At 72.3% G+C, this 20,824-nt stretch carries 20 protein-coding genes; 7 read left to right on the forward strand and 13 right to left on the reverse strand.

All coding sequences use genetic code 11. From position 1 onward, the window contains the following. The 5 genes from ACIO6U_RS14755 (at nucleotide 1) to ACIO6U_RS14775 (ending at nucleotide 6,525) form a co-directional block, all read left to right on the forward strand. Nucleotides 1–585 (forward strand): GNAT family N-acetyltransferase, encoded by a 585-nt coding sequence (locus ACIO6U_RS14755; RefSeq protein ID WP_355342394.1) that lies wholly within the window; start codon nucleotides 1–3, stop codon nucleotides 583–585. Next, a complete protein-coding gene (locus ACIO6U_RS14760) occupies nucleotides 582–3,854 on the forward strand; it encodes a S41 family peptidase (protein WP_401718981.1) in 3,273 nt (1,090 codons plus the stop codon). The genes ACIO6U_RS14755 and ACIO6U_RS14760 overlap by 4 nt, the downstream gene beginning before the upstream one ends. Then, complete coding sequence (locus ACIO6U_RS14765) at nucleotides 3,851–4,648, forward strand: 4'-phosphopantetheinyl transferase family protein (protein WP_401718984.1); 798 nt, start codon at nucleotides 3,851–3,853, stop codon at nucleotides 4,646–4,648. The genes ACIO6U_RS14760 and ACIO6U_RS14765 overlap by 4 nt, the downstream gene beginning before the upstream one ends. A gap of 414 nt (nucleotides 4,649–5,062) precedes the next feature. Then, a complete protein-coding gene (locus ACIO6U_RS14770) occupies nucleotides 5,063–6,295 on the forward strand; it encodes a cytochrome P450 (RefSeq protein WP_401718987.1) in 1,233 nt (410 codons plus the stop codon). Between the two features lie 32 nt (nucleotides 6,296–6,327). Next, nucleotides 6,328–6,525, forward strand: a complete 198-nt coding sequence (locus ACIO6U_RS14775) for a ferredoxin (protein ID WP_188284234.1) — start codon at nucleotides 6,328–6,330, stop codon at nucleotides 6,523–6,525. A 198-nt stretch (nucleotides 6,526–6,723) separates the two neighbouring features. On the opposite strand, the gene ACIO6U_RS14780 is transcribed toward ACIO6U_RS14775, so the two are convergent. The 6 genes from ACIO6U_RS14780 to ACIO6U_RS14805 form a co-directional block, all read right to left on the reverse strand. Next, entirely contained in the window at nucleotides 6,724–7,176 is a 453-nt protein-coding gene (locus ACIO6U_RS14780; RefSeq protein WP_401718990.1) for a MaoC family dehydratase, read from the reverse strand. Next, nucleotides 7,155–7,679, reverse strand: a complete 525-nt coding sequence (locus ACIO6U_RS14785) for a nuclear transport factor 2 family protein (RefSeq protein ID WP_401718993.1) — start codon at nucleotides 7,677–7,679, stop codon at nucleotides 7,155–7,157. Before ACIO6U_RS14785 ends, ACIO6U_RS14780 begins: the two co-directional genes overlap by 22 nt. Then, nucleotides 7,676–8,878 (reverse strand): ABC transporter substrate-binding protein, encoded by a 1,203-nt coding sequence (locus tag ACIO6U_RS14790; protein ID WP_355342412.1) that lies wholly within the window; start codon nucleotides 8,876–8,878, stop codon nucleotides 7,676–7,678. Before ACIO6U_RS14790 ends, ACIO6U_RS14785 begins: the two co-directional genes overlap by 4 nt. A gap of 195 nt (nucleotides 8,879–9,073) precedes the next feature. Then, nucleotides 9,074–9,553 (reverse strand): Zn-ribbon domain-containing OB-fold protein, encoded by a 480-nt coding sequence (locus ACIO6U_RS14795; protein WP_355342415.1) that lies wholly within the window; start codon nucleotides 9,551–9,553, stop codon nucleotides 9,074–9,076. Then, nucleotides 9,550–10,719, reverse strand: coding sequence for an acetyl-CoA acetyltransferase (locus ACIO6U_RS14800; RefSeq protein WP_401308602.1), 1,170 nt, complete (start codon nucleotides 10,717–10,719; stop codon nucleotides 9,550–9,552). Before ACIO6U_RS14800 ends, ACIO6U_RS14795 begins: the two co-directional genes overlap by 4 nt. 3 nt (nucleotides 10,720–10,722) lie before the next feature. Next, nucleotides 10,723–12,357, reverse strand: coding sequence for a class I adenylate-forming enzyme family protein (locus ACIO6U_RS14805; protein ID WP_401718997.1), 1,635 nt, complete (start codon nucleotides 12,355–12,357; stop codon nucleotides 10,723–10,725). 229 nt (nucleotides 12,358–12,586) lie between these two features. Between ACIO6U_RS14805 and ACIO6U_RS14810 the strand changes: the two genes are divergently transcribed. Continuing rightward, nucleotides 12,587–13,510 carry an SDR family NAD(P)-dependent oxidoreductase gene (locus tag ACIO6U_RS14810; protein ID WP_401719000.1) on the forward strand — a complete coding sequence of 308 codons (924 nt, stop codon included), beginning with the start codon at nucleotides 12,587–12,589 and terminating at the stop codon, nucleotides 13,508–13,510. 69 nt (nucleotides 13,511–13,579) lie between these two features. Here the strand turns inward: ACIO6U_RS14810 and ACIO6U_RS14815 are convergent, their stop codons facing one another. The 7 genes from ACIO6U_RS14815 to ACIO6U_RS14845 all read right to left on the reverse strand — a co-directional run bounded on the left by ACIO6U_RS14815 (nucleotide 13,580) and on the right by ACIO6U_RS14845 (nucleotide 20,070). Continuing rightward, nucleotides 13,580–14,995: a cytochrome P450 gene (locus tag ACIO6U_RS14815; protein WP_401719002.1), complete on the reverse strand. Its 1,416-nt coding sequence runs from the start codon at nucleotides 14,993–14,995 to the stop codon at nucleotides 13,580–13,582. Between the two features lie 29 nt (nucleotides 14,996–15,024). Further along, nucleotides 15,025–15,375 carry a ferredoxin gene (gene fdxA / locus ACIO6U_RS14820; RefSeq protein ID WP_355342430.1) on the reverse strand — a complete coding sequence of 117 codons (351 nt, stop codon included), beginning with the start codon at nucleotides 15,373–15,375 and terminating at the stop codon, nucleotides 15,025–15,027. Between the two features lie 149 nt (nucleotides 15,376–15,524). Further along, nucleotides 15,525–16,880: an FAD-dependent oxidoreductase gene (locus ACIO6U_RS14825; protein ID WP_401719005.1), complete on the reverse strand. Its 1,356-nt coding sequence runs from the start codon at nucleotides 16,878–16,880 to the stop codon at nucleotides 15,525–15,527. A gap of 84 nt (nucleotides 16,881–16,964) precedes the next feature. Continuing rightward, nucleotides 16,965–17,681 carry a sugar phosphate isomerase/epimerase family protein gene (locus ACIO6U_RS14830; RefSeq protein ID WP_401719007.1) on the reverse strand — a complete coding sequence of 239 codons (717 nt, stop codon included), beginning with the start codon at nucleotides 17,679–17,681 and terminating at the stop codon, nucleotides 16,965–16,967. A gap of 180 nt (nucleotides 17,682–17,861) precedes the next feature. Then, entirely contained in the window at nucleotides 17,862–18,971 is a 1,110-nt protein-coding gene (locus ACIO6U_RS14835; RefSeq protein WP_401308621.1) for an NAD-dependent epimerase/dehydratase family protein, read from the reverse strand. Between the two features lie 42 nt (nucleotides 18,972–19,013). Then, complete coding sequence (locus ACIO6U_RS14840) at nucleotides 19,014–19,487, reverse strand: nuclear transport factor 2 family protein (protein ID WP_401719010.1); 474 nt, start codon at nucleotides 19,485–19,487, stop codon at nucleotides 19,014–19,016. A gap of 4 nt (nucleotides 19,488–19,491) precedes the next feature. Then, on the reverse strand, nucleotides 19,492–20,070 hold the full coding sequence (locus ACIO6U_RS14845; protein WP_355342444.1) for a hypothetical protein: 579 nt from the start codon (nucleotides 20,068–20,070) through the stop codon (nucleotides 19,492–19,494). 257 nt (nucleotides 20,071–20,327) lie between these two features. Between ACIO6U_RS14845 and ACIO6U_RS14850 the strand changes: the two genes are divergently transcribed. Next, nucleotides 20,328–20,810: a MarR family transcriptional regulator gene (locus ACIO6U_RS14850; RefSeq protein WP_355342447.1), complete on the forward strand. Its 483-nt coding sequence runs from the start codon at nucleotides 20,328–20,330 to the stop codon at nucleotides 20,808–20,810. Nucleotides 20,811–20,824 lie beyond the last annotated feature (14 nt).

Below are 20,824 nucleotides of genomic sequence, written 5' to 3' on the forward strand. Positions count from 1 at the left end.
ATGCCGTTCGTGACCGTCCGGCATTTCACCGAGGACGACATCCCCACGCGTACCGCCCTGTTGCGCGAGTCGCGTTTCCAGGCGAATCTCACCGACTTCGCGGTCGTCAGCGACGACGACGCGCTCACCGCCAACCAGCGCCGCACCCTCACGCGTGAGCACGACGTCAAGCGGATGTTCACCATGTGCGACTCCCGCGGCGCGACCGTCGGCTTCGCCTGGATCACCTCGATCGACTGGCCCGGCCAGACCTGTGAGCTGTCCTTCGGCGTGCTGCCGGAGTGCCGGGGCCCGTACGGCGCGACCGCCGTGACCGCCGCGCACGCGTACATCCGCGCGGAGTTGAACATGCGGGTGGTCGTCAACCAGGTCCTGGAGCACAACACGATGCTGGTGTCGTCCGGTGAACTCACCGAGCAGCGCCGGGTGCGCTGCGCGTACGACTCCTACACCGTCGGCGAGTGGCGCACCGCCTGCTACTGGACCGAGAGCGAGCAGGACGTGCACCGCCGGCGCGAGCAGGTCGCCGACCGGCGCCGTGCGATCGCCGCCCGTATCCGCTCCACGTCGTCCCAGCCGTCATGAGCGCCCGCGCCGCGGAAGGCGGCTATCTGCACCACGCGACGATCGTGGGCGACACCGTGGTCTTCGTGTGCGAGGACGACCTGTGGACGGTGTCCGCCGAAGGCGGCACCGCGCGGCGGCTCACCGCGGGCACGACCGCGTGCGCGGGCCCCCGGCTCTCGCCCGACGGCCGCCAGGTCGCCTTCACCGGCTCCCCCGACGGCCTCACCGAGGTCTGCCTGACCTCGGTCTCCGGCGGTCCCGTCCGCCGGCTGACCCACCAGGCGGGCCGGTGCACGGTCACCGGCTGGCACCCGCTGACCGGCGAGATCCTGTACGCGAGCACCGCGGGCCAGCCCGAGGGCTTCGGCTTCCGGCTGTTCGCCGTGCACCCCGACGGCGGCCCGCCGCGGCTGGTCGAGGCGGGCCCCGCCGCGTCCGTGTCGTACGGGCCCGGCGGCGGTTCGGTGATCGGCCGGAGCATCGCCGACCCGGCGCGCCGCAAGCGCTACCGCGGCGGCGCGGCCGGTGAACTCTGGGTGGACGACGACGGATCCGGCGCGTACCGGCGGCTCGCGCTGCCCGCGGGCAATCCGGCGGACCCGTGCTGGGTCGGCAACCGGATCTACTTCATCAGCGACCACGAGGGCACCGGCAACGTCTACTCCTGCCACTCCGACGGCACGGGTCTGACCCGGCACACCGACCACGACGAGTACTACGCGCGCGGTCTGTCCAGCGACGGCCGCCGGCTGGTCTACCACAGCGGCGCGGTCCTGCACGTGCTGGACCCGGCGCGCGGCGGCACCCGGCGGCTGCGGGTGGAGCTGGGCCCCTCGGGCGTCCAGCACCAGCGCCGTATCGTGTCGGCCACCGGTTTCCTGGACGGCGCGCGGATCGGCCCCGACGGGCAGACCCTCGCGGTCACCGCCCGCGGCAAGGCGTTCACGCTCGCGCCCTGGTCGGGTCCGGTACGGCGGCACGGGCGCCCGGACGGTGTCCGCTACCGGCTGCTGAACTGGCTCGCCGACGGCGAGCGGCTGGTCGCGGTCGCGGGCGACTCGGGGCCCGGTGAGCGGCTGGTGCTGCTGCCCGCGGAGGGCGGCGCGGAGCTGCTCGGCGTGCCGCTGGCCGACCTGGGCTATGTCACCGCGCTGGCCGCCTCGCCCGCCACCGGGCAGGTCGCCTTCGCCACCAACCGGCAGGAGCTGTGGAGCGTCGACACCGACCGGCCGAAGCTGGAGCCGCGGCTGCTCGACACCAGCGCCCATGAGCGGATCGAGGATCTGGCCTGGTCGCCCGACGGCCGCTGGCTCGCCTACACCTATCCGGACACGCCCAGGAGCACGGCCATCAAGGTCGCCGAGGTGGACACCGGACGCACCTCGCGGATCACCCGACCGGTGCTGCGGGACGCGCTGCCGTCCTTCGACCCGGCGGGCCGCTATCTGTACTTCGTCGGACAGCGCGACCTGACGCCCGAGCACGACCAGGTCCAGTTCGAGATCGGCTTCCCCTTCGGCGCCCGGCCGTACGCGGTGCCGCTGACCGCCGACCGGCAGCCGCCGTTCGCTCCGCCGCAGCAGTCGGCGGGCGGCGCGTACTCCCCCGACGGGTACGACGAGGGCGATCCGGAAGGGCCGGTCGCCATCGACTTCACCGGTATCGAACGGCGCCTGGTCCCGCTGCCGGTCCCCGAGGGCCGCTACGCGGCGGTGCTGGGTCTGCCCGACTGCGTGCTGCTGCTGTCGGTACCGCTCAGCGCGCCCGAGCCGGACGACCCGCAGCAGCAACAGGAGGGCAGCGTCACCCTGGTGGACCTGGCGACCGGCGACGTGACCGAGGACTATCTCGGGCCGGTCGACGAGATCAGCACCGACCGCACCGGCACGGCGCTGCTCTACCGGCACAACCACCGGCTGCGCGTGGTGCCCGCGGGCGCGCCCAAGGAGGCGGTGGAGGACTTCGACTCGCCCATCGCCCCGCCGGGGCGGCCCACCGGCTGGGTCGACCTGGACCGGGTCAAGATCCCGTTCGTCCCTGCCGCGGAGTGGCGGCAGATGTTCCGGGAGGCGTGGCGGCTCCAGCGCGAGAGCTTCTGGAACGCCGACATGTCGGGGATCGACTGGGACGCGGTGCACCGGTGCTATCTGCCGCTGCTCGACCGGGTCGCGACCCGCGCCGAACTCTCGGACCTGGTCTGGGAGTTGCACGGCGAACTGGCGACCTCGCACGCGTACGAGCGCGGCGGCGACTACGGCGCGCCGAGCGGTGAGGCGCAGGGTTTCCTCGGTGTGGACTGGGAGCCCGCGCCGCAGGCCGAGGGCCGGTGGCGGATCGCGCACGTGCTGCGCGGCGACCCGTGGAACCCCGACGCCACCTCGCCCTGCGACCGGCCGGGCGTCGACATCCGGCCGGGCGACGAGATCGCCGCGGTCGACGGGCACCTCGTGGGGCCCGGCGGCCCGGCGGAACTGCTCACCGGTCTCGCGGGCCGCGAGGTCGAACTGACCGTGCTGCGCGGCGGCGCCGTCCCGCGCCGGGTGGTGGTCCGCGCGGCCCGCAGCGAGGCCCGCGCCCGCTACCTGGACTGGGTGGCCCGCAACAGCGCGTACGTGGACACCGTCTCCGACGGCAGGCTCGCGTATCTGCACGTGCCGGACATGTTCAGGACCGGATACGCGGACTTCGTACGGCAGTTCCTCGGCGGTCTGGACCGGGAGGGGCTGGTGGTCGACGTGCGGTTCAACGGCGGCGGCCATGTCTCTCCGCTGCTCCTCGACCGGCTCGCGCGCAGCCGCACGGGCACCGAGCACGGCCGGTGGAGCGGCGCGGTGCCCTATCCGCTGGAGTCGCCGCGCGGTCCGATGGCGGCGCTGATCAACGAACAGACCGGCTCCGACGGCGAGATCTTCGGCCATATGTTCCGCGAGCGCGGCCTGGGCACGCTGGTGGGCACGCGGACGTGGGGCGGCACGATCGCCACCTGGCCGCGGCACGGGCTGGTCGACGGCACGGTGACCACCCAGCCCGAATTCTGCTACTACTTCCGCGGGGTCGGGGCGGGGCTGGAGAACCGCGGGGTCGAGCCGGACATCACGGTCGCCGTGGTCCCGGCGGGGCCGCAGCCCGGCCTGGACGCGCAGTTGGCGACGGCGGTGACGCATCTGCTGACGGTGCTGCCGGCACCGGCGTCGACGGACGGGTCCGGCATGGACCTCGCACCGGCCGACGCCGGAGCGGTCGACGCCGGGGCCGTCGGCGCCGCGACGGGACGGAGCGGCGGATGAGCCGGCCGGAGGCGGCGGGGCGGGCCGCGGCCGGACCGCTCGTCCCCACGCCTCTGGCGGCGAGCCCCTTTGCGGCCGGGCCGGTCGCGGCCGGAAGGGCCCTCGCTGCGCCCGTCGCCGGGACCTGCGAGGTGTGGCTGGTGCCGGTGCGGCGGCGCGCGGCGTGGGCCGGTCTGCTCGGCGCCGAGGAGCGGGAGCGGTGGCAGGTGCTCGGCGAGGGCGCGGCGGCCGATACGCTGCTGACCTCGCGGGCGGCCCAACGGCTCGTCGTAGGACGCTACTTGGGCGTGCCACCGGCCGAGGTGGCCGTCGAGCGGGGTTGCGCACTGTGCGGCGCGCCCCGGCACGGCCGCCCCCGAGTGGCGGACGCCGCCTTCGACTTCTCCGTCTCGCACACCCGCGAGTGGCTGCTGATCGCGGTCGTCGGCAGCGGCCTGATCGGCGCGGATCTCGACCAACTCGACGCGGACCGTGACGCGGACGGCCTCGCGGCGCTCACCCTGACCCCCGCCGAGCGCGCCGCGTACGACCGACTCCCGCCCAGCGCGCGCCCGGAGGCGTTCCTCGACGCCTGGGTGCGCAAGGAGGCGGCGATGAAGCTGACCGGCCACGGCCTGTCGGCTCCTCCCGCGGCGATCGACGTCAGCACTGCGCTGGCCACGGCGCCGACCGTGCGGGACTGGCCCCGCGCCCCGCTCCACCTCACCCCCCTCGCGGCCCCGCCCGCCCATCGCGCGGCCCTGGCCACGACGGTTCCGGTGACCCACGTCCGGCGGCGCACGCTCCCGGAGTGACGGCGGCCACGCACGGCGCCTACGCACGGCAGCCACGCACGGCAGCCACGGACGGCAGCCACGCCGAACGGCCGCACCCGACCGCGTACCGATGCGTTTCGGACGGCGCCGGGCGGCGGTCGGCGCGACGCGCGCGGGTGCGCGACGGCACGGCGCGGCGTCGCCGGTCGGGGCCGCCGCGCCGACCTCAAGCGGGCGCCTCGTTCGGGGCGTGACGTCCCGTCACCGAAGGCGTGACCACCGGGTCGCATCGGCGTGAAACGGCCCGAATCCGCCCTACCGGCGAGTGCGGAGAGCGAACTAGCCTCGACACCAAGTTAGTTGCCTACGGCACTTAGTGCTACAGGCACTGACCTCTGCTGCCCCTGGCACCGCTCTGGCACCTTCCGCACCGGCAAGACAGGAGTGTCCGTCATGGCCACCGCCGCGCACCCGCCCGTTGCCGTCACCGCCCCCGCCGCCCGAGGGACGTGCCCCTTCGCCCCACCGCCCGCCTACGAACAGGCCCGAGGCGAGGAGGGGTTGAGCCGCGTCCGGCTGTGGGACGGCACGTCGTGCTGGATGGTGACCCGGCACGCGGACATCCGCTCCGTGCTGCGGGACCGGAGCTTCAGCTCGGACGCGAGGCGGCCCGGCTTCCCGTTCCTCTCGGCCGGCCTGCGGACGCTCGCCACCGACCGGCCGACCTTCATCCGGATGGACGACCCGGACCACGCCCGGCTGCGCCGCATGCTCACCGCCGACTTCATGATCCGCAAGGTCGCCGAGATGCGACCGGCCGTACGCCAGGTCACCGACGACCTGCTGGACCGGATGGCCGCCCGCGCCGACCGCACCGCGGACCTGGTCGCCGACTTCGCGCTGCCGCTGCCCTCCATGGTCATCTGCCTGCTGCTGGGCGTCCCCTACGCCGACCACGCCTTCTTCCAGCAGTGCAGCAGCACGATGCTGCGCACCGACGCGCCGCCGCGGGAGGTCGCCGCGGCGCAGGACGAACTGGGCTCCTATCTCGCCGGGTTGGCGCGCGCCAAGCGCGCCGCGCCGGACGACAGCATCATCAGCCGCCTCGCCGAGCAGGACGTCCTGGACGACGACGAGATCGCGTCGATGGGCCGGCTGCTGCTGGTGGCCGGGCACGAGACCACCGCCAACATGACCTCCCTGTCGGTCCTCGCCCTGCTGCGCGAGCCCGCCCAGGCCGCGCGGCTGCACGAGGCGGCCCGGCTCGACGAGGACGGCGACGGCTCCGCCCTCGACACCGCCGTCGAGGAGCTGCTGCGCTACATGACGGTGGTCCACAACGGGATCGGCCGGGTCGCCGTCGAGGACGTGGAGGTCAGCGGCACGCGGATACGGGCGGGCGAGGGCGTCCTGTGCATGATCGGCGCAGCCAACCGGGACGAGGACGCCTTCCCCGAGGGCGGCCTGCTCGACCTCGGCCGCCCCGGCGCCCGCCGCCACCTGGCCTTCGGCTTCGGCGTCCACCAGTGCCTCGGCCAGCCGCTCGCCCGCCTCGAACTGCGCGTCGCGCTGCCCGCCGTACTCCAGAGGTTCCCCGGCCTGCGCCTGGCCGTCCCCTTCGAAGAGCTGCGCTTCCGCCACGAGATGGCCGTCTACGGGCTGCACGCGCTCCCGCTCGCCTGGTGAACCCCGCCGCTCCGCAACGAAAGGAACGCCTCATGCGTGTCCACGTCGACACCGACAAGTGCTGCGGCTCCGGCATGTGCGTCCTGACCGCGCCCGGCGTCTTCGACCAGCGCGACGAGGACGGCATCGTGCGGCTGCTGGCCGACGAGCCGCCCGAGGCGACGTGGGACGACGTCCGCGAGGCCGAAGTGGGCTGCCCGGCGCAGGCGATCGAGACGGTCGAGCCGTAGGCCGTAGCCGAAGCCGTAGAGCCGTAGAGCCGTACAGCCGCGGTGATCCGGGGGCGCTCCGCAGAGAGCGCCCCCGGATCACCGGCCGCCCGGCAGTTCCCGCCGCCGGTCGTGGAAGGGGCACAGGCGGTGCGGCGCGGCGCGCAGGTCCATCACGATGTCCTGTCCCGGTCCGCCGCGCCTCGTACGCTGCCCGGCTCAGGCGATGTAGCGGGCGAGTGAGGTGACGACCGCGGCCGGGCGCCGTGACCCTTCGATCTCGATGGTGCTCTCCAGCCTCACCTGGACGGCCGCGTCCAGGCGTGCGGCCTCCGCGAGCCGCGCCGTGGCGCGGATGCGGGAGCCTTCGAGCACGGGCGTGACGAACCGGACGCGGTCCAGGCCGTAGTTGACCGCGAAGGAGACGTTGTCGACGCGGTAGAGCCGGGTGGTGAGTTCGGCGAGCAGCGACAGGGTCAGGTAGCCGTGGGCGACCGTCCGCCCGAAGGGGCCGGAGGCCGCGCGGTCCGGGTCGACGTGGATCCACTGGTGGTCCCCGGTCGCGTCGGCGAAGGCGTCGATGCGCTTCTGGTCGACCGCGATCCAGTCGCTGGCCCCCAGATCCTCGCCTTCGGAGTCGGCCAGATCCGTCAGCCCGTCGAAGATCCGCACGTGCCTCGTCCCTTCTGGTTGTCGTCCCGGCCGCTCCCCCGGCGCCGGTGCCGGGAGTCGTCGCCGGGCTGCCGCCGCGTGATCGTCCGGGAGTCGAACCGCCACCGGCCGTCCACGCGGCGGAACCGGTCGGCGTAGGTGTTGCGGGTGACGAGCAGGGCCCGCTCACCGGGGAACCGCTGGGTGACCTCGATGCCGCAGGTCCCGTACGCCTCGTCCCGCGAACCGCCGGGTGCCAGGCTGATGTCGTGCACGCGGTGCCGGGTGTGCGTGGCGCCGTCGTAGGTGAGGACGTTCTCCCGCATCCAGTCCTCGACGTCGGCGCCGGGCATTCCCAGCCAGGTGCCGTCGCGGAAGAGGCGGGCGAAGCGCGCGAAGTCACCGGTGTCCACGCTGTCGCAGTACGCGGTGAGCAGGGCGGTGATCCGCCGGACGTCCTGGGCGTCGAGCGCCGGGCCCCGGGGTGTGGGGCCCGGCGCGTCGACCGGGTCGCGCCGGGTCACGAGGGCTGCTTCGCCAGTTCCTTGGGCTTGCCGCCGACGAACTGGAAGGCCACGAGCGACTTGCTGAATCCGTCGCGTCCGTCACCGAAGTTGATCAGCGAGCCGTCCTTGCCCGCGGCGCCCGCGAAGGGCGTGATCGCGTCGATCGCCTTGGCGAGCTTGTCCCCGTCGGTGTCGCCGTTGGTGGCGTCGAGCCCCTTCTTCAGGACGGTGAAGGCGTCCCAGGTGGCGCCCGCCTGCTCCGCCAGGCCCAGCGCGAGCGCGTCCGCGCTGCCGCCGTACTCGGTGGCGTACGCCTTGACGAAGTCCTGGTACTCCGGCTTGGACGGCTGCTGGTTGGCCAGCGTGTAGATCGCCGGGAGCTTGGTGTACGCGTCGCCGCCGATCTTCAGGGCGTCCGGCGCGATGAGCGAGCCGAAGCCGACGACGGGCACGTTGACCCCGGCCTCCGCCATCGTCTTGAGCATGAGTCCCGCGTCGGCCGCCGCGGAGCCGATGTGGACGACGGCGTCCGGGTGCTCGCCCTTCAGCTTGGTCACGGCCGAGGTCAGGTCGGTCGCGCCCAGCGTGTAGTGCACGGTGTCGCCCGGGTCCATGCCCGCCTGCTTCGCCTGGTCGACGATCGGCTTCCACAGCGTCGATCCGGTCGGGCCGTCGTCCGCGGTCACCACCGGGTGCTTGTAGCCGAGCGACTTGAGCAGGTCGATCATCTGGACCGGGTAGTCGCTCTGGTCGACGGTGGTGCGGAAGGTGTACTTCGCGCCGTCCATCAGGGCGGGTGAGATCGTCGAGGAGTTGATGAAGACGATCTTGCGCGGCTCGACGATCTTGCGGATCGCCAGTCCCTCGATGCTGGTGTAGCCGCCCATCATGACCCCGGCCTTGTCGACCGTGATGGCCCGCTGGGCGACCTTGGCCGACTCGTCGGCGGTGAGCTTGTCGTCGTAGACCTTGAGGGAGAGCTTCCGGCCGCCCGCGCCGCCGTCCGCGTTGATCGTCTTCACGGCCAGTTTGGCCGTGTTGACCATCTGCTCGGCCACTGCCGCGTTGCCGCTGGTGAGCGGGGCGGCGAAGCCGATGACCAGGGTCTTGCCGCCGCCACCGCCGGAGGTGCTGCCCCCGCCGTTGGAGCCGCAGGCGGCGAGCGACATCGTGGCGGCGAGCGCCAGGACGCCGACGCCGAAGAGGGATCTGTGCACAACAGGCTCCTTAACGAAGTGAAATGATGGATCGCCGGCGACGGCGCGTACGCGCGTCACGGGGAGGGTGGGCGGGCTCAGCCGCGAGCGGGCTCAGCCGGAGGTGCTCTCGGTAGGGTGCGGCCTCGGCCGGACCCGGCCTCGGTCGCGTGGCGCGGTCTCAGCCGGAGGTGGCCTCGGTCGCGTGGCGCGGTCTCAGCCGGAGGTGGCCTCGGGCCGCCACTGGGGCAGGCCGATCCCGTCGGCGATCCGCAACTGATACGCCTGGACGCGCTGGCCGACGCGGACCTCGTCCACGGGGCAGTCGGTGATGTTGCCCATCATGCGCGGCCCCTCGTCGAGGTCGACCAGCGCGATCACGTACGGCGCGTCCTCGTCGAATCCGGGCATGCCCGCCTGCCGGACGACGGTGTAGGTGTAGACGGTGCCCCGCCCGCTCGCCGCCTCCCACTCGGGCGTCGCCGCACAGACGCGGCAGATCAGCCGCGGGTAGTGCTGCGTGGCGTGGCAGGACGGGCAGCGCTGGATCAGCAGCGTGCCTTCCTGGGCGGCGCGGAAGTAGGTGGCGCTGACCGGGTCGAGTTCGGGGACCGGCTTCGCCCAGGTGTCGGCCACGTCGATGACGTCGAGGGTCCCCTGTGGGCCGCGGATGTTCTCGGTTGCCATCTGCCTCATCTGCCTTTCCCGAGGATGGTGACGCCGATCGTGGAGAACCAGCCGCCGGAGCCGGCCGCGAGCGCCACCTCGCAGTCCGGCACCTGCACCTCACCGGCCTGGCCGCGCAGTTGTCTGACCGCCTCGATCAGCAGGAAGATCCCGCGCAGTCCCGGATGGCAGGCGGACAGGCCGCCGCCGTCGGTGTTGACGGGCAGCTTCCCGCCGAGCCGGAGGTTGCCCTCCTCGGCGAAGGGGCCGCCCTCGCCCGGCTCGCAGAAGCCCAGGCTCTCCAGCAGCAGGATGACCGTGATGGTGAAGCTGTCGTAGAGCATGGCCATGTCCACGTCGGCCGGGGTCAGTCCGGCGCGCGCGAAGGCGTCGGGGCCGGAGCGGGCGCCCGCCGTGGTGGTCACGTCCGGCGCCTGCGAGATGTTCCAGTGGTTCTGGCGGGCGGCCGTGCCCAGGATCGAGACGTACGGCTGCCTGAGGTCGCGGGCGCGCTCCTCGGTGGTGACGATGACGGCGCCGCCGCCGTCGGTGATCGCGCAGCAGTCGAACAGGTGCAGCGGGTCGGCGATCATCCGGGAGCCGAGGACGTCGTCCACGGTCAGCGGCTTGCGGTATATGGCCTGCGGATTGTGGGCCGCGTGTTCGCGGACCGCGACGGCGACGCTGGCGAGCTGTTCCGGCGTGGTGCCGTACTCGTACATGTGGCGCCGCGCGGCCATCGCGTACGCGGCGACCGTCGTCTTGCCGTACGGCTCCTCGTACGCCGCGCCGCCGACGGGCCTGCGGCCGTACGCCGTGCCGAGGCTCCGGCCCATCCGGGTCAACAGATCGCTGCCGTAGGTGAGGAGGATCGTGTCCGCCATGCCGGACCGGATCGCGGCCTCGGCGTGCTGGATCTGGAACTCGTAGGCCGATCCTCCGGTGTACGTGCCCTCGATCCACCGCGGGTCGAGGCCCAGGTACTCCGCGGTCTCGGGGAGGTCGACGCCGGGGACGCCGGGGATCCACGCCTCGGCGCAGCCGAAGCCGTCGATGTCGTCCTTGCGCAGGCCGGAGTCGGCCAGCGCGCGTTGCATCGCCTGGGCCTGGTGGCCGAGCGCGTCGAGATGGGGCGCCTTGGGACCGTCGGACAGTCCGACGGCGGCGATGACCGGGGTGCGGTCGGGGCGGGTCACGGCTCAACTCCTCCTGTTCGTCGTGGAGTTCGTGTGGCGCAGTTCGTGTTTCTGGATCTTGCCCGAGGCGGTTCTGGGCAGCTCGGGGAGCACCTGCCACGAGGTGGGGATCTTCTGCTTGGCGAGCTTGGCCCGGTCCAGGTACGCCGTCATCTCGCCGTCGCCCGGCCACTTCTGGCCCGCGGCGAGGGTGACGAAGGCGCCGACGACCTCGCCGAGCCGCGGGTCGGGCAGTCCGACCACGGCCGCCATGTCGACGGCCGGGTGCCGCTGGATGAGTTCCTCGATGTCGCGGGCGGAGAACTTCTCGCCCGCGCGGTTGATGATGTCCTTGGTACGGCCGGTGATGCGGACCAGACCGCGCGCGTCGACCCGGCCGAGGTCGCCGGTGTAGAACCAGCCCTCCTTGTCGAGCTGTTCGCGGGTGAGGGCCGGGTCGGTGTAGCCGATGAGGGCCTGCGGACCCCTGATCCGCAGTTCGCCCTCCGCGCCGGGCGGGAGCGGCCGGCGCTCGGCGTCGACGGCCTGGATCTCGCTGCCGGGGACGACGGCGCCGTCGTACTCGGCCCTGATGTCGAGCGGTTCGGTGGGGGCGACCCAGGAGACTCCCCCGCCGGTCTCCGTCATGCCGTAGCCGCGCAGCGCGGTGATCCCGACCTCGCCCGCCTCCCGGATCAGATCGGGTACGGTCGCCGCGCCGCCGGACATGAACACCGAGATCGGGTGGCCGGCGCCGATGCCCTCGCGGTGGGCCGCGACCAGGTCGTGGAGGAACACCGAGGCTGCGGTGGTGAAGGTGCACCGTTCGCGTTCGATGATCCGGGCCGCCTCCGCGCCGTTCCAGACCGGCATCACGACGATCTTGGCGCCCATGGACGCGGGCCAGACGACCCCGGCGTTGAAACCGGCCAGGTGGGACAGGGGCGAGGCGCAGAAGAAGACGTCCTTGGCGCTCAGCGACATGGTGTGCCGGATGCTGCGCGCGTTGGACACGAACCCCTGGCCCGTCAGCTCGACGCCCTTGGGCGCGGAGGTCGTCCCCGAGGTGTAGAGCATCAGGCAGCACCGGTCGGGTTCGAGCGGGTCGGGGAGCGAGACGGCGGGCCGCCGGTCGTCCCGGCCGGGGAAGGCGCGCCAGCCGGGCCGCGGCTCCACCAGGTCCACGCAGAAGCGGGCGACCGGTCCCCAGGTGGCGCCCTCCAGGATGCCGTCCAGCTCTTCGGCGGGGCGCCTGCCGCGGTTCTCCGCGATCGAGATCACCGCGCGCGGCTTGCAGTCGTTGACGATGTGCGCCATCTCGTGTTCGCGGTAGATCGGCACGACCGGGACGTTGACCGCGCCGATCCGGAAGGCGGCGACCTGGCCCAGCAGCGCCTCCGCCAGATTCGGCAGCTGGATCATGACGCGGTCGCCGCGTACGACTCCCGCCTCGACCAAGTGCGCGGCGAGCACATCGGCCCACGCGGCGAATTCGCCGTACGTCAGCCGAAGGTCGCCGATCACCAGGAATTCGCGGTCCGGGGTGCGCTCGGCGACGTCGAACACCCACCATCCGAGACGCTCGGAGGTCCAGTATCCGTGCTCGCGGTAGTACGCCTCGCGGTCGGTCCTCGTCGTCGGCGCGGGAGCAGCGGCCATGCTCTTTCCTCTCGTCGCGAACTGTGCGGACGGCGAAGCGGAGGCCGTTCACGGGAAGTGGTTAGCCATGTGTAACATCGTCTTAAACCGAGCGCAATGGATCGCGTCAATCTCTTTACCTGGCTAAGCAAATGTGTTTCAGTGCCTCCTGATCACGCTGTTCACGCTGATCACCCGGGGGCACATCTCGCGGACCGAGCCGCACGAGCACGGAGGAGAAGGGCGAGAAATGGACGAGCTGAAGGGGAAGGTCGCCGTCGTCACGGGGGCCGGCCAGGGCATCGGGCGCGCCGAGGCGCGGGCGCTCGCACGGGCGGGCGCGCATGTGGTGGTCAACGACGTGGGCCGTACGCCGGAGGGCCGGCCGGTCGCCGACGAGGCCGTCGAGGAGATCCGCGCGGCCGGGGGCAGCGCCGAGGCCAACGGGGACGACATCTCCACCTGGGACGGCGCGGAGCGGCTGATCGCCCAGGCGGCCGGCGTCCGGGGAAAGCTCGACTTCCTCGTCTGCAACGCGGGCATCATCCGGGACCGCACCATCGTCAACATCTCCGAGGCCGAGTGGGACGCGGTGATGGCCGTCCACCTCAAGGGCCACGCCGGTCCCCTGCACTTCGCCGCCGCCCACTGGAAGGCGCTGCACCAGGCGTCCGGCGAGCCGGTCGACGCCGCCGTGGTGACCACGTCCTCGGAGGCCGGGCTCTACGGCAATTTCGGGCAGGTCAACTACTCGGCCGCCAAGGCGGGCATCGTCGCCCTCACCCAGGTCGCGGCGCGCGAGCTGGCACGCTACGGCGTACGCGCCAACTCCATCTGCCCGCGCGCCCGGACCGGCATGACCGAAGGCGTCGTCGAGGGCATGGCGCCCGCCGAGGGCGCGGCCGACGAGTGGGACCCCGAGAGCGTCGCCGCGCTCACGGCCTTCCTCGGCTGCGCGCACTCGCGGGGGATCACCGGCCAGGTCTTCGTCGTCCACGGCCCGACGGTGTCCCGCATGCGGGAGTGGACGCCCGCCGACGAGATCACCGGGAGCACGGCGCTGCGGCTGGACGACATCATCGCCCAGCGGGACCGTCTCGGCTCGGTCCGGGACACGACCGTCGTGGACTTCGCCGAGGCGTCCGCGCGATCGGGCCGCGTGGCCGCGATCTGACCGTACGTCAGCCGCGTACGACGGTGGCCGGGCCCTCGGGGCCCGGCCACCTTTTCGCTGTCCGCGTCGTCAGTCCTCCACGATGATCGCGGCGGCCGGACACCCGGCCGCCGCCGCGTCCGCCGCGGCGCGGTCGGCGGCGCCGATCCGCTCCCGCAGCACGGCCACGGCCCCGTCGTCGTCCAGGCCGAAGACCGAGGGCGCCACCAGGACGCAGTTCCCCGCGCCCACGCAGGCGTCCGCGTCCGCGCTGACGGTGGCGGTTGCGGTGGCGGTGGCCGGGGCGGCCTCTTCGGCCGGGGTCACCACGGCGTTGAGCGGGCTGAACGAGCGCGGCATGTAGCCGCGGTAGCGCGCCGGTTCCGCGTCGCGGTCCCAGCGCAGCGTCCCGTAGCGGTCGAGCAACTGCGAGATCACCTCGACCTCCTCGCCGCGCGAGAGCGCCGCGCCGACGCAGTAGCGCGGGCCGACGTTGAACGCGACGTGCGTCTTGAGATTGCCGCGGTCCAGGTCGACGGTCTCGGGGTGGTGGAACTGCCGGGGGTCCCGGTTCGCGGCCCCGTTGACCGGGTGCACCCGGTCGCCCTTGGCGATCAGCCGTCCCGCCACCTCCACGTCACGGGTCGCCACGCGCACCCGGAACTGCACGGGCGCCAGGTAGCGCAGCACCTCCTCGCCGAAGGCCACGATCTGACGCTCGTCCCCGCGGATGCGGTCCTGCAACTCGGGGTGGTTCAGCAGCGTGTGGATGGCGTTCTTCAGGAAGTGCGCGGTGGTGTCGGTACCGGCGAAGAACAGCACCCGCGCCTGCGCCAGGATCTCCTCCTCGCCCCACTGCTCCAGCACGCCCTGCCCCTGCTCCCACAGCACCGAGATCAGGTCGTCGCGCGGCTCGTCCCGGCGCGCCCTGATGACCGGGAGCAGCACCTCGTTGAGGGCGGAGGCCGCGGCGGCCGCCTCCGCGTACGCCTCCTCGTCCTCGCCGAAGGTCTCGGTCCAGCGGAACATCGTGGAGTTCCAGCGACGGCACTTGGCCATCAACTCCTCGTCGCGCCAGTCGAGTCCGAGCAGCGCGGCGATGACGTCGCTGGGCACCACCGAGGCGAACTCGGCGGCGAGGTCGACATGGGTGCGCCCCTCGATCGCGTCGAGCCGGGTGCTCACCAGCTCCGCGATGAAGGCGGTGCGGTACTTGCGGACCGTCGTCGGCGTGAAGTGCTGGAGGAGGAAGTTGTGGACGCGGTGGTGCTGCTCGCCCTGGAGGAGCAGCACTCCCTTGGGTCCCCCGTAGACGTCCGCCGCGCCCTTGAGTTCGAAGTACGGGTGGGCGAAGAGATCCTCGTTGAGCTGGATGTACCGGCACTCCTCGTAGCCGACGACGATCCAGGCGTTCATGCCCTCGTCCCAGTGGACGGGACCGCGGGCGAGTCGGTCGGCGAAGAAGGGATACGGGTCTTGGTCGCGTGCTTCCTTCAGGCTCTCCATGGCGGGTTGGGCCTCCGAGGTGGATGGGGTCAGGCGCCGCCCGACGACGCCGGGCGGTGGGACACCAGAGCGGTGTCGACACCGGTGGGTCCGAGGTCGGCCGAGCCGCCGGGGTGGCCCAGCGGCTCGTCGCGCCCCGGAAGGGGTTCGAGGAAGAAGCGGGCGTTGTCCTCCACGAAGTCGGCCTGGCCCTCGGGTACTTCGTCGCGGTACTTGATGGCCGTGACGGGACAGACCGGCTCGCAGGCACCGCAGTCCACGCACTCGTCGGGGTGGATGTACGCCTTGCGCGAGCCCTCGTAGATGCAGTCGACCGGGCAGACCTCGACGCAGCTCCGGTCGAGCACGTCGATGCAGGCGCCGTGGATGACGTAGGCCATGGGAATGCCGACTTCCTGGTTGAGAGGGACAGTGGTGAACGCCCGCCGGTTCGGGCGGTGATGAACGGCTCCCGGTGGGGGCGGGGTTCGGGCGGTGGTGAACGGCCTGCGGTGCGCCCGGGGTTCGGGCGGTCGTGGGCGCCCGCGCGTCAGGCGGCGCCGCGGTCCGGCCGGTCGGCGTCCGCGGCGGCGACGTGCCGCAGGGTCTCCCAGTCGGAGATCTTGGTACGCGCCCGGCCGAAATTCCGGCCGCGGCTCTCCTCCTCCGCGTCGATCGACAGCCAGCCGTCGTACGTGACGGGCCTGACGCCGCGCTCGGCGAGCACCCGGTCGACCTCGTCGGGCCCGGCGCCGCGGGGCGGCCGGGCCGCCAGGTCCGCGACGAGACCGGCCACCGTGTCGGCGGCGCAGGCCCGGTTCGTGCCGACGACCCCGGACGGCCCGCGTTTGGCCCACCCGGCGACGTAGTGACCGTCGAGCGCCCGGCCGTCGGGGCCCAGCACCCGGCCGGCGTCGTGCGGGACGCGGCCCAGGTCCTCGTCGAACGGCAGGGCGCCGACCGGTGTGCTGTGGTAGCCGACCGACCGGACGACCATGCCGACCGTGAGATCGGTGACCTCGCCGGTCGCCACGACCGCGCCGTCGGCCTCCCGCGTCCTTTCCAGGCGCACGGCGGTGACGGCGCCGCCGTCGCCCAACAGCTCCACGGGGCGGGACCAGAAGTGGAAGCGCAGGGTGCGCCGGACGGCGGGCACCTCACGGGAGGCGAGGTCGGCGAAGACCTTGAGGTTGGCCGCGGTCAGCGGGTCCTGCGACCCGGCGGGCAGCAGCCCGGCGTCCAACTCGGTCGCGACATCGTGGAGTTCGAGCAGTTCACGCAGTTCCTTCGCGGTGAACTTCGCGTGCTCCGGCCCGCGGCGGCAGACGAGGTGGACGTCGCGGACACGGCTGCGCGCGAGCCGGTCCAGGACGTGCGGCGGCATGTCGGTCCGCGCCAGGTCCGCCGCCGACCTCACCAGCAGGCGCGCCACGTCGAGCGCCACATTGCCCGCGCCGACGACGGCCACCGACTCCGCCTCCAGCGGGAAGGACTCCCCCGCGCGGGCGTGGTCGGGATGGCCGCTGTACCAGGCGACGAAGTCGGTGGCCGAGCAGACCCCGGCCAGCTCCTCCCCCGGTACGGAGAGCCTGCGGCCGACGGAGGCGCCGGTCGCGAACACCACCGCGTCGTACAGCTCCGCGAGTTCCCGCGTCGTCACGTCGCGGCCGACGTGGACGTCACCGAGAAAGCGGACCCCGTCGCGTTCGAGCACCTTCCGCAGGGCGACCACGATGGACTTGATCCTCGAGTGGTCGGGCGCGACGCCGTACCGCACCAGGCCGTACGGCGTGGGCAGCCGGTCGTAGACGTCGACCGACACATCGAGCGCGCCGCGCACGAGAGCGTCGGTCGCGTAGACGCCCGCCGGTCCCGAACCGACGACGGCGACACGGTAAGGGTTCATCTGCTCCTCATCCCCACCATTACTTAGCCATGTGTACTTAACCAGGCGAAGCAATACGTGTCAACGGTCACACCACGGGTCGTTTCAGAGGGTTCGCGGCGCGGACGCGACGACCGCGCGCGTGGCGTCCGCCGCCCGCCGCGCCACCTCGGACGTCGGCCGCGACCGCAGCGCGTCGCAGTAGACCTCGACCGAGAACGGCGCCTCGACGCCCGGCCGGTCGAGGGCCGCCACGAACGCGCGCAGGTCGAAGTCGCCCTCGCCGGGCAGGACCCGGTGGTGGACGGCGTCCACCATGCGGTCGGGGTCGACCGGCGGCACCGGGCCGTCGTTGAACTGCACCATGAACACGCGCTCCGGCGGCACCGTACGCAGCAGCCCCAGGTCCGGGTCACCGCGGAAGAAGTGCCAACTGTCCACGCACAGACCGCCGTTGTCACGGTCCGCCCCGGCCACGACGGCCAGCCCGGACGCCAGGTCGGGGATGCTGCTGTACGGCACGAATTCCAGCGCCACCCTCAGCCCGTGCGCCGCCGCCCGGTCGCACAACTCCCCGAAGGCGTCCACCACTTCAGGTCCGATCGGCCGGGCGTCGGCAACCGGCCGGGCGTCGAAGGTGCCGACGGTCTGCACGAAGGGCACCCCGAAGGTGTCGGCCAGGTGGAAGGCGGTCCTCTCCAGCTCCGGGTCGGCGTAGACCAGACCAGGACGGCCGGCGACACCCGCCGGTCGGCCCGGCGCGCCGTGGAAGCCGAACAGCACCTCGACCTCGTTGATCCGCACGTCCCACTCGGCGAGCACCGCGGCGAGGTCGCGGTCCTTCCACCCCCGCGCGAGCAGGTCCCGGTAAGTACGGGATCGCGAGCCCGATCCCCTCGCACCCGGCCCGGCGGGCCGCGGCGACACGGTCGGGGAACGACGCGTCGCGCACGGTGCCCCAGGCCAGGACCAGCCGGGGCTCGCGCGCCGCGGGCGGCGCGTTCACCCGGCGGCTCCCGTCAGGTCGGGCAGCACACGGCGCTCGACCAGCGTCCGCAGCGCGTCGCGGAAGGTCGCCTCGGTGTCGTGGACCCGGGTGTAGCCGGCCTGTTTCACCTTGACCGTGCTGACGAGCGCGGGCGGCGGCATCGTCGTCAGGCCGTAACCGAAGGTGTAGTCGGCGTACTGATGCGACCGGCCGAGGACGTCGAGCAGGGAGAGCGGGCGGAGCCCGTGCTTGGTCACGATGTCCTGCCAGACCCCGGCCAGCCGGGGCAGCTCCTCGGTCAGACTCATCGGACGGGGCGGCGCGCACGGCACGCCCATCGCGTCGGCCAGGGACGGCCAGAGCTCCTGCCAGGAGAACACCTCGCCGTTCGTCAGGTTGAAGTGCTCGCCCCGAGCCGCGGGCGAGGTCGCCGCCCACACCAGGGCGCCCGCGACCAGCCGCGCGTCCACCACCTGGCGGACCGGGTGGACCGTGCCGCCGGGGAAGCCGAACGGGATGCCCGTCGCGGCACTGAGCGCGGCGAAGGCGCCGATCACCGGCGGTGTGCAGTAGGAGACGCCGTACGCCGGTCCCACGACCTGGACCGGCCGCAGAATGGTCCAGTCGAACGCGTGGCGGTCGGCCACCTCCCTGAGCAGGTCCTCCTGGCGCCAGTAGAAGTTCTCGTGGTCATCGCGCGGCGCCCGCTCCCGCGCCGGGACCGGGATCGGGTGCAGGTGGGCGCCGTACGCCTTCGTCCCCTGCATGACGGTGGCGTGCCGCAGCGCGCCCCCCTCGGCCAGCGGCCCGAGGACGTTGCCGAGCATCGCCTCGTTGGTCGCCATCTGCCGCGGGTCGGACCACCCGGCGACCAGGTCCGGTTTTTCGTACGCCGCCGCGTAGACCAGGTGGGTCGGCCGGGGTGCCAGCGCGGCGACGGCCTCGCGGGCCGCGGACCCGTCCGTGAGGTCCACCGGCACGTGCCGGCACCGTACAAATCCGGCCGCCTCGGGCGGGCGTCGTGAGAAGGCGACCACGTCCCACCCCTCGGCGGCGAAGGCGGTGATCGCCGCGGCCCCTATGAGCCCGCTGGCCCCGGCCACCAGCACTCGTCCAGCACTCATCTCGTCTCCTTGACGATGGGGCCCGTGTCGGCGGTCCTGCGGTCAGAAGGGCGGAAGCAGTGCGACGTCCTGCGGCGCGCTCACGAAGTAGCGCTCGACCAGGCGCCGGGCGAGCTTCCAGGCGCCCGCGCGGCGCTCGTAGACGTCGTGGTAGGTGCAGCTCACCCAACTGATCCTGCCGTCCGGGTGGACGCAGACGGCGATGGCGTCACTGCGGCCGGTCGCGCGGTCGGGGGTCTCGTAGCGGGCCGTGTGGTTGGTGGTCCAGTGATAGGTCTCCTTCCACACCTTCCCGATGACCTCCTGCGAGCGGCGGATCTCGTCCGTGCCGTGGAAGTCGCCGCGCCCGCCGGGGATCAGGTACTCGGCGTCGTCGTGCCAGATGCTCATGAAGCGGTCGATGTCGCGGCGGTCGGTGCCCTCGCAGTAGCCCGCGACGATGTCGGCGAACTCCGCCCGGCCCTCCAGCTCGTCGATCCGCTGCTCCAGCGACCGGCCCTCGGTGCGTGTCGTCATGTGCTCAGACCTCGGCCTTCGGCGCGGTGCGGAACTTGTCGGGGTAGTCGTCCGGCAGGTCCTCCTCGGCCAGCGGGACGATGTGGTGGTCCAGGACGTAGCGGTCCTCGCCCTTGGCCTTGTCGTTCTCGTCGAACTCCCAGAAGACGACGGTCCTGGCCGACAGCACGTAGAAGGGGCTCGCGGGCGAGGTGTCGTCCACGAAGCCCATCTTGCGGGCGACCGCGGCGGTCAGGATCTGCCGGAAGGTGCCCTCGGTGACGATGTCGTAGTCGCCGACCACCACACGGGTCTTCTTCGACTCGATGACGTACGAGCCGTTGTTCACCATCTCGGTGTAGTTGGCTCGAACCTGCTCGATGCCCTTCGGGCCGGTGTCCCCCTTGACGTTCCCCAGGACGCCGTACTCGTGGTACTGCGGGTCGTCCGAGAGCGTCGGCAGGACCATGTCGAGGTCGGCCAGCACCTCGCCCTTCGAGTGGTGGACGACCGTCTCGAGATGCTTGAGCTGCAGAGGTGTTTTGGCCTTGTGCATGTGCGCCTCGAAGCTGGTGTATGTCAGCTCCGGCCTGAAGTCCTTCATTTTCCCTCCTCAGGGATACGGGATCTCCGTGTGACGGTCGCCACAATTTATCTAACCATGTAAACTAATGGCTGAATCCGACACCCGCAAGGGTGTTCGGCGAATCAGCGCAGATGTACGCAAACCCCCGATGAAACGGGGTTTCTGGACATGGCCCTGACAGATCTACGGCGTGGGCACGTGGCGTCGGGAAGCCCGCCGGGCGCATACTTAGCAGCGCGAAGTTGATGAGGCGAACGCCCAGATTCGGGGTAAGGATGACCACGACCACTAACGGCTCTGTCGACCGCGTCAAGCACGAGCACGCCATCCGGCGCGAGGATCTGACGCGCCTGCGGATGACGCTCGGTCGCCTCGGACGGGTATTGCGGCAGCAGAATGACGACGGTCTGAGCTATGCCCTCATTTCGCTGCTCTTCAACATCGGCCGCAACCAGCCCGTCTCCGCGGGCGAGCTGGCGGCGTCGGAAAGGGTGTCCCCGCCGTCGGTGACCAGGTCGCTCAACCGCCTCATCGAACTCGGCTACGTCTCCCGTACCGCCGACCCCGCCGACCGCAGGGCGGCGCTGATCGAGCTGACGCCCAGCGGCGCCGACGAGCGGGAGCAGGTGCTCAAGAGCCGCGAGGTCTGGCTGGAGGAGCACCTGGGACGGCTGGACGACACGGAGCTGGAGAGCCTGCTCACCGCGCTGCCCGCCCTGGAGCGGCTCTGCGACCCCGAGCTGCCGCGCCGCCCCTGACGTCCCCCGGCCCG

It is taken from the genome of Streptomyces sp. NPDC087422, from assembly GCF_044744145.1.
Taxonomy (GTDB): domain Bacteria; phylum Actinomycetota; class Actinomycetes; order Streptomycetales; family Streptomycetaceae; genus Actinacidiphila.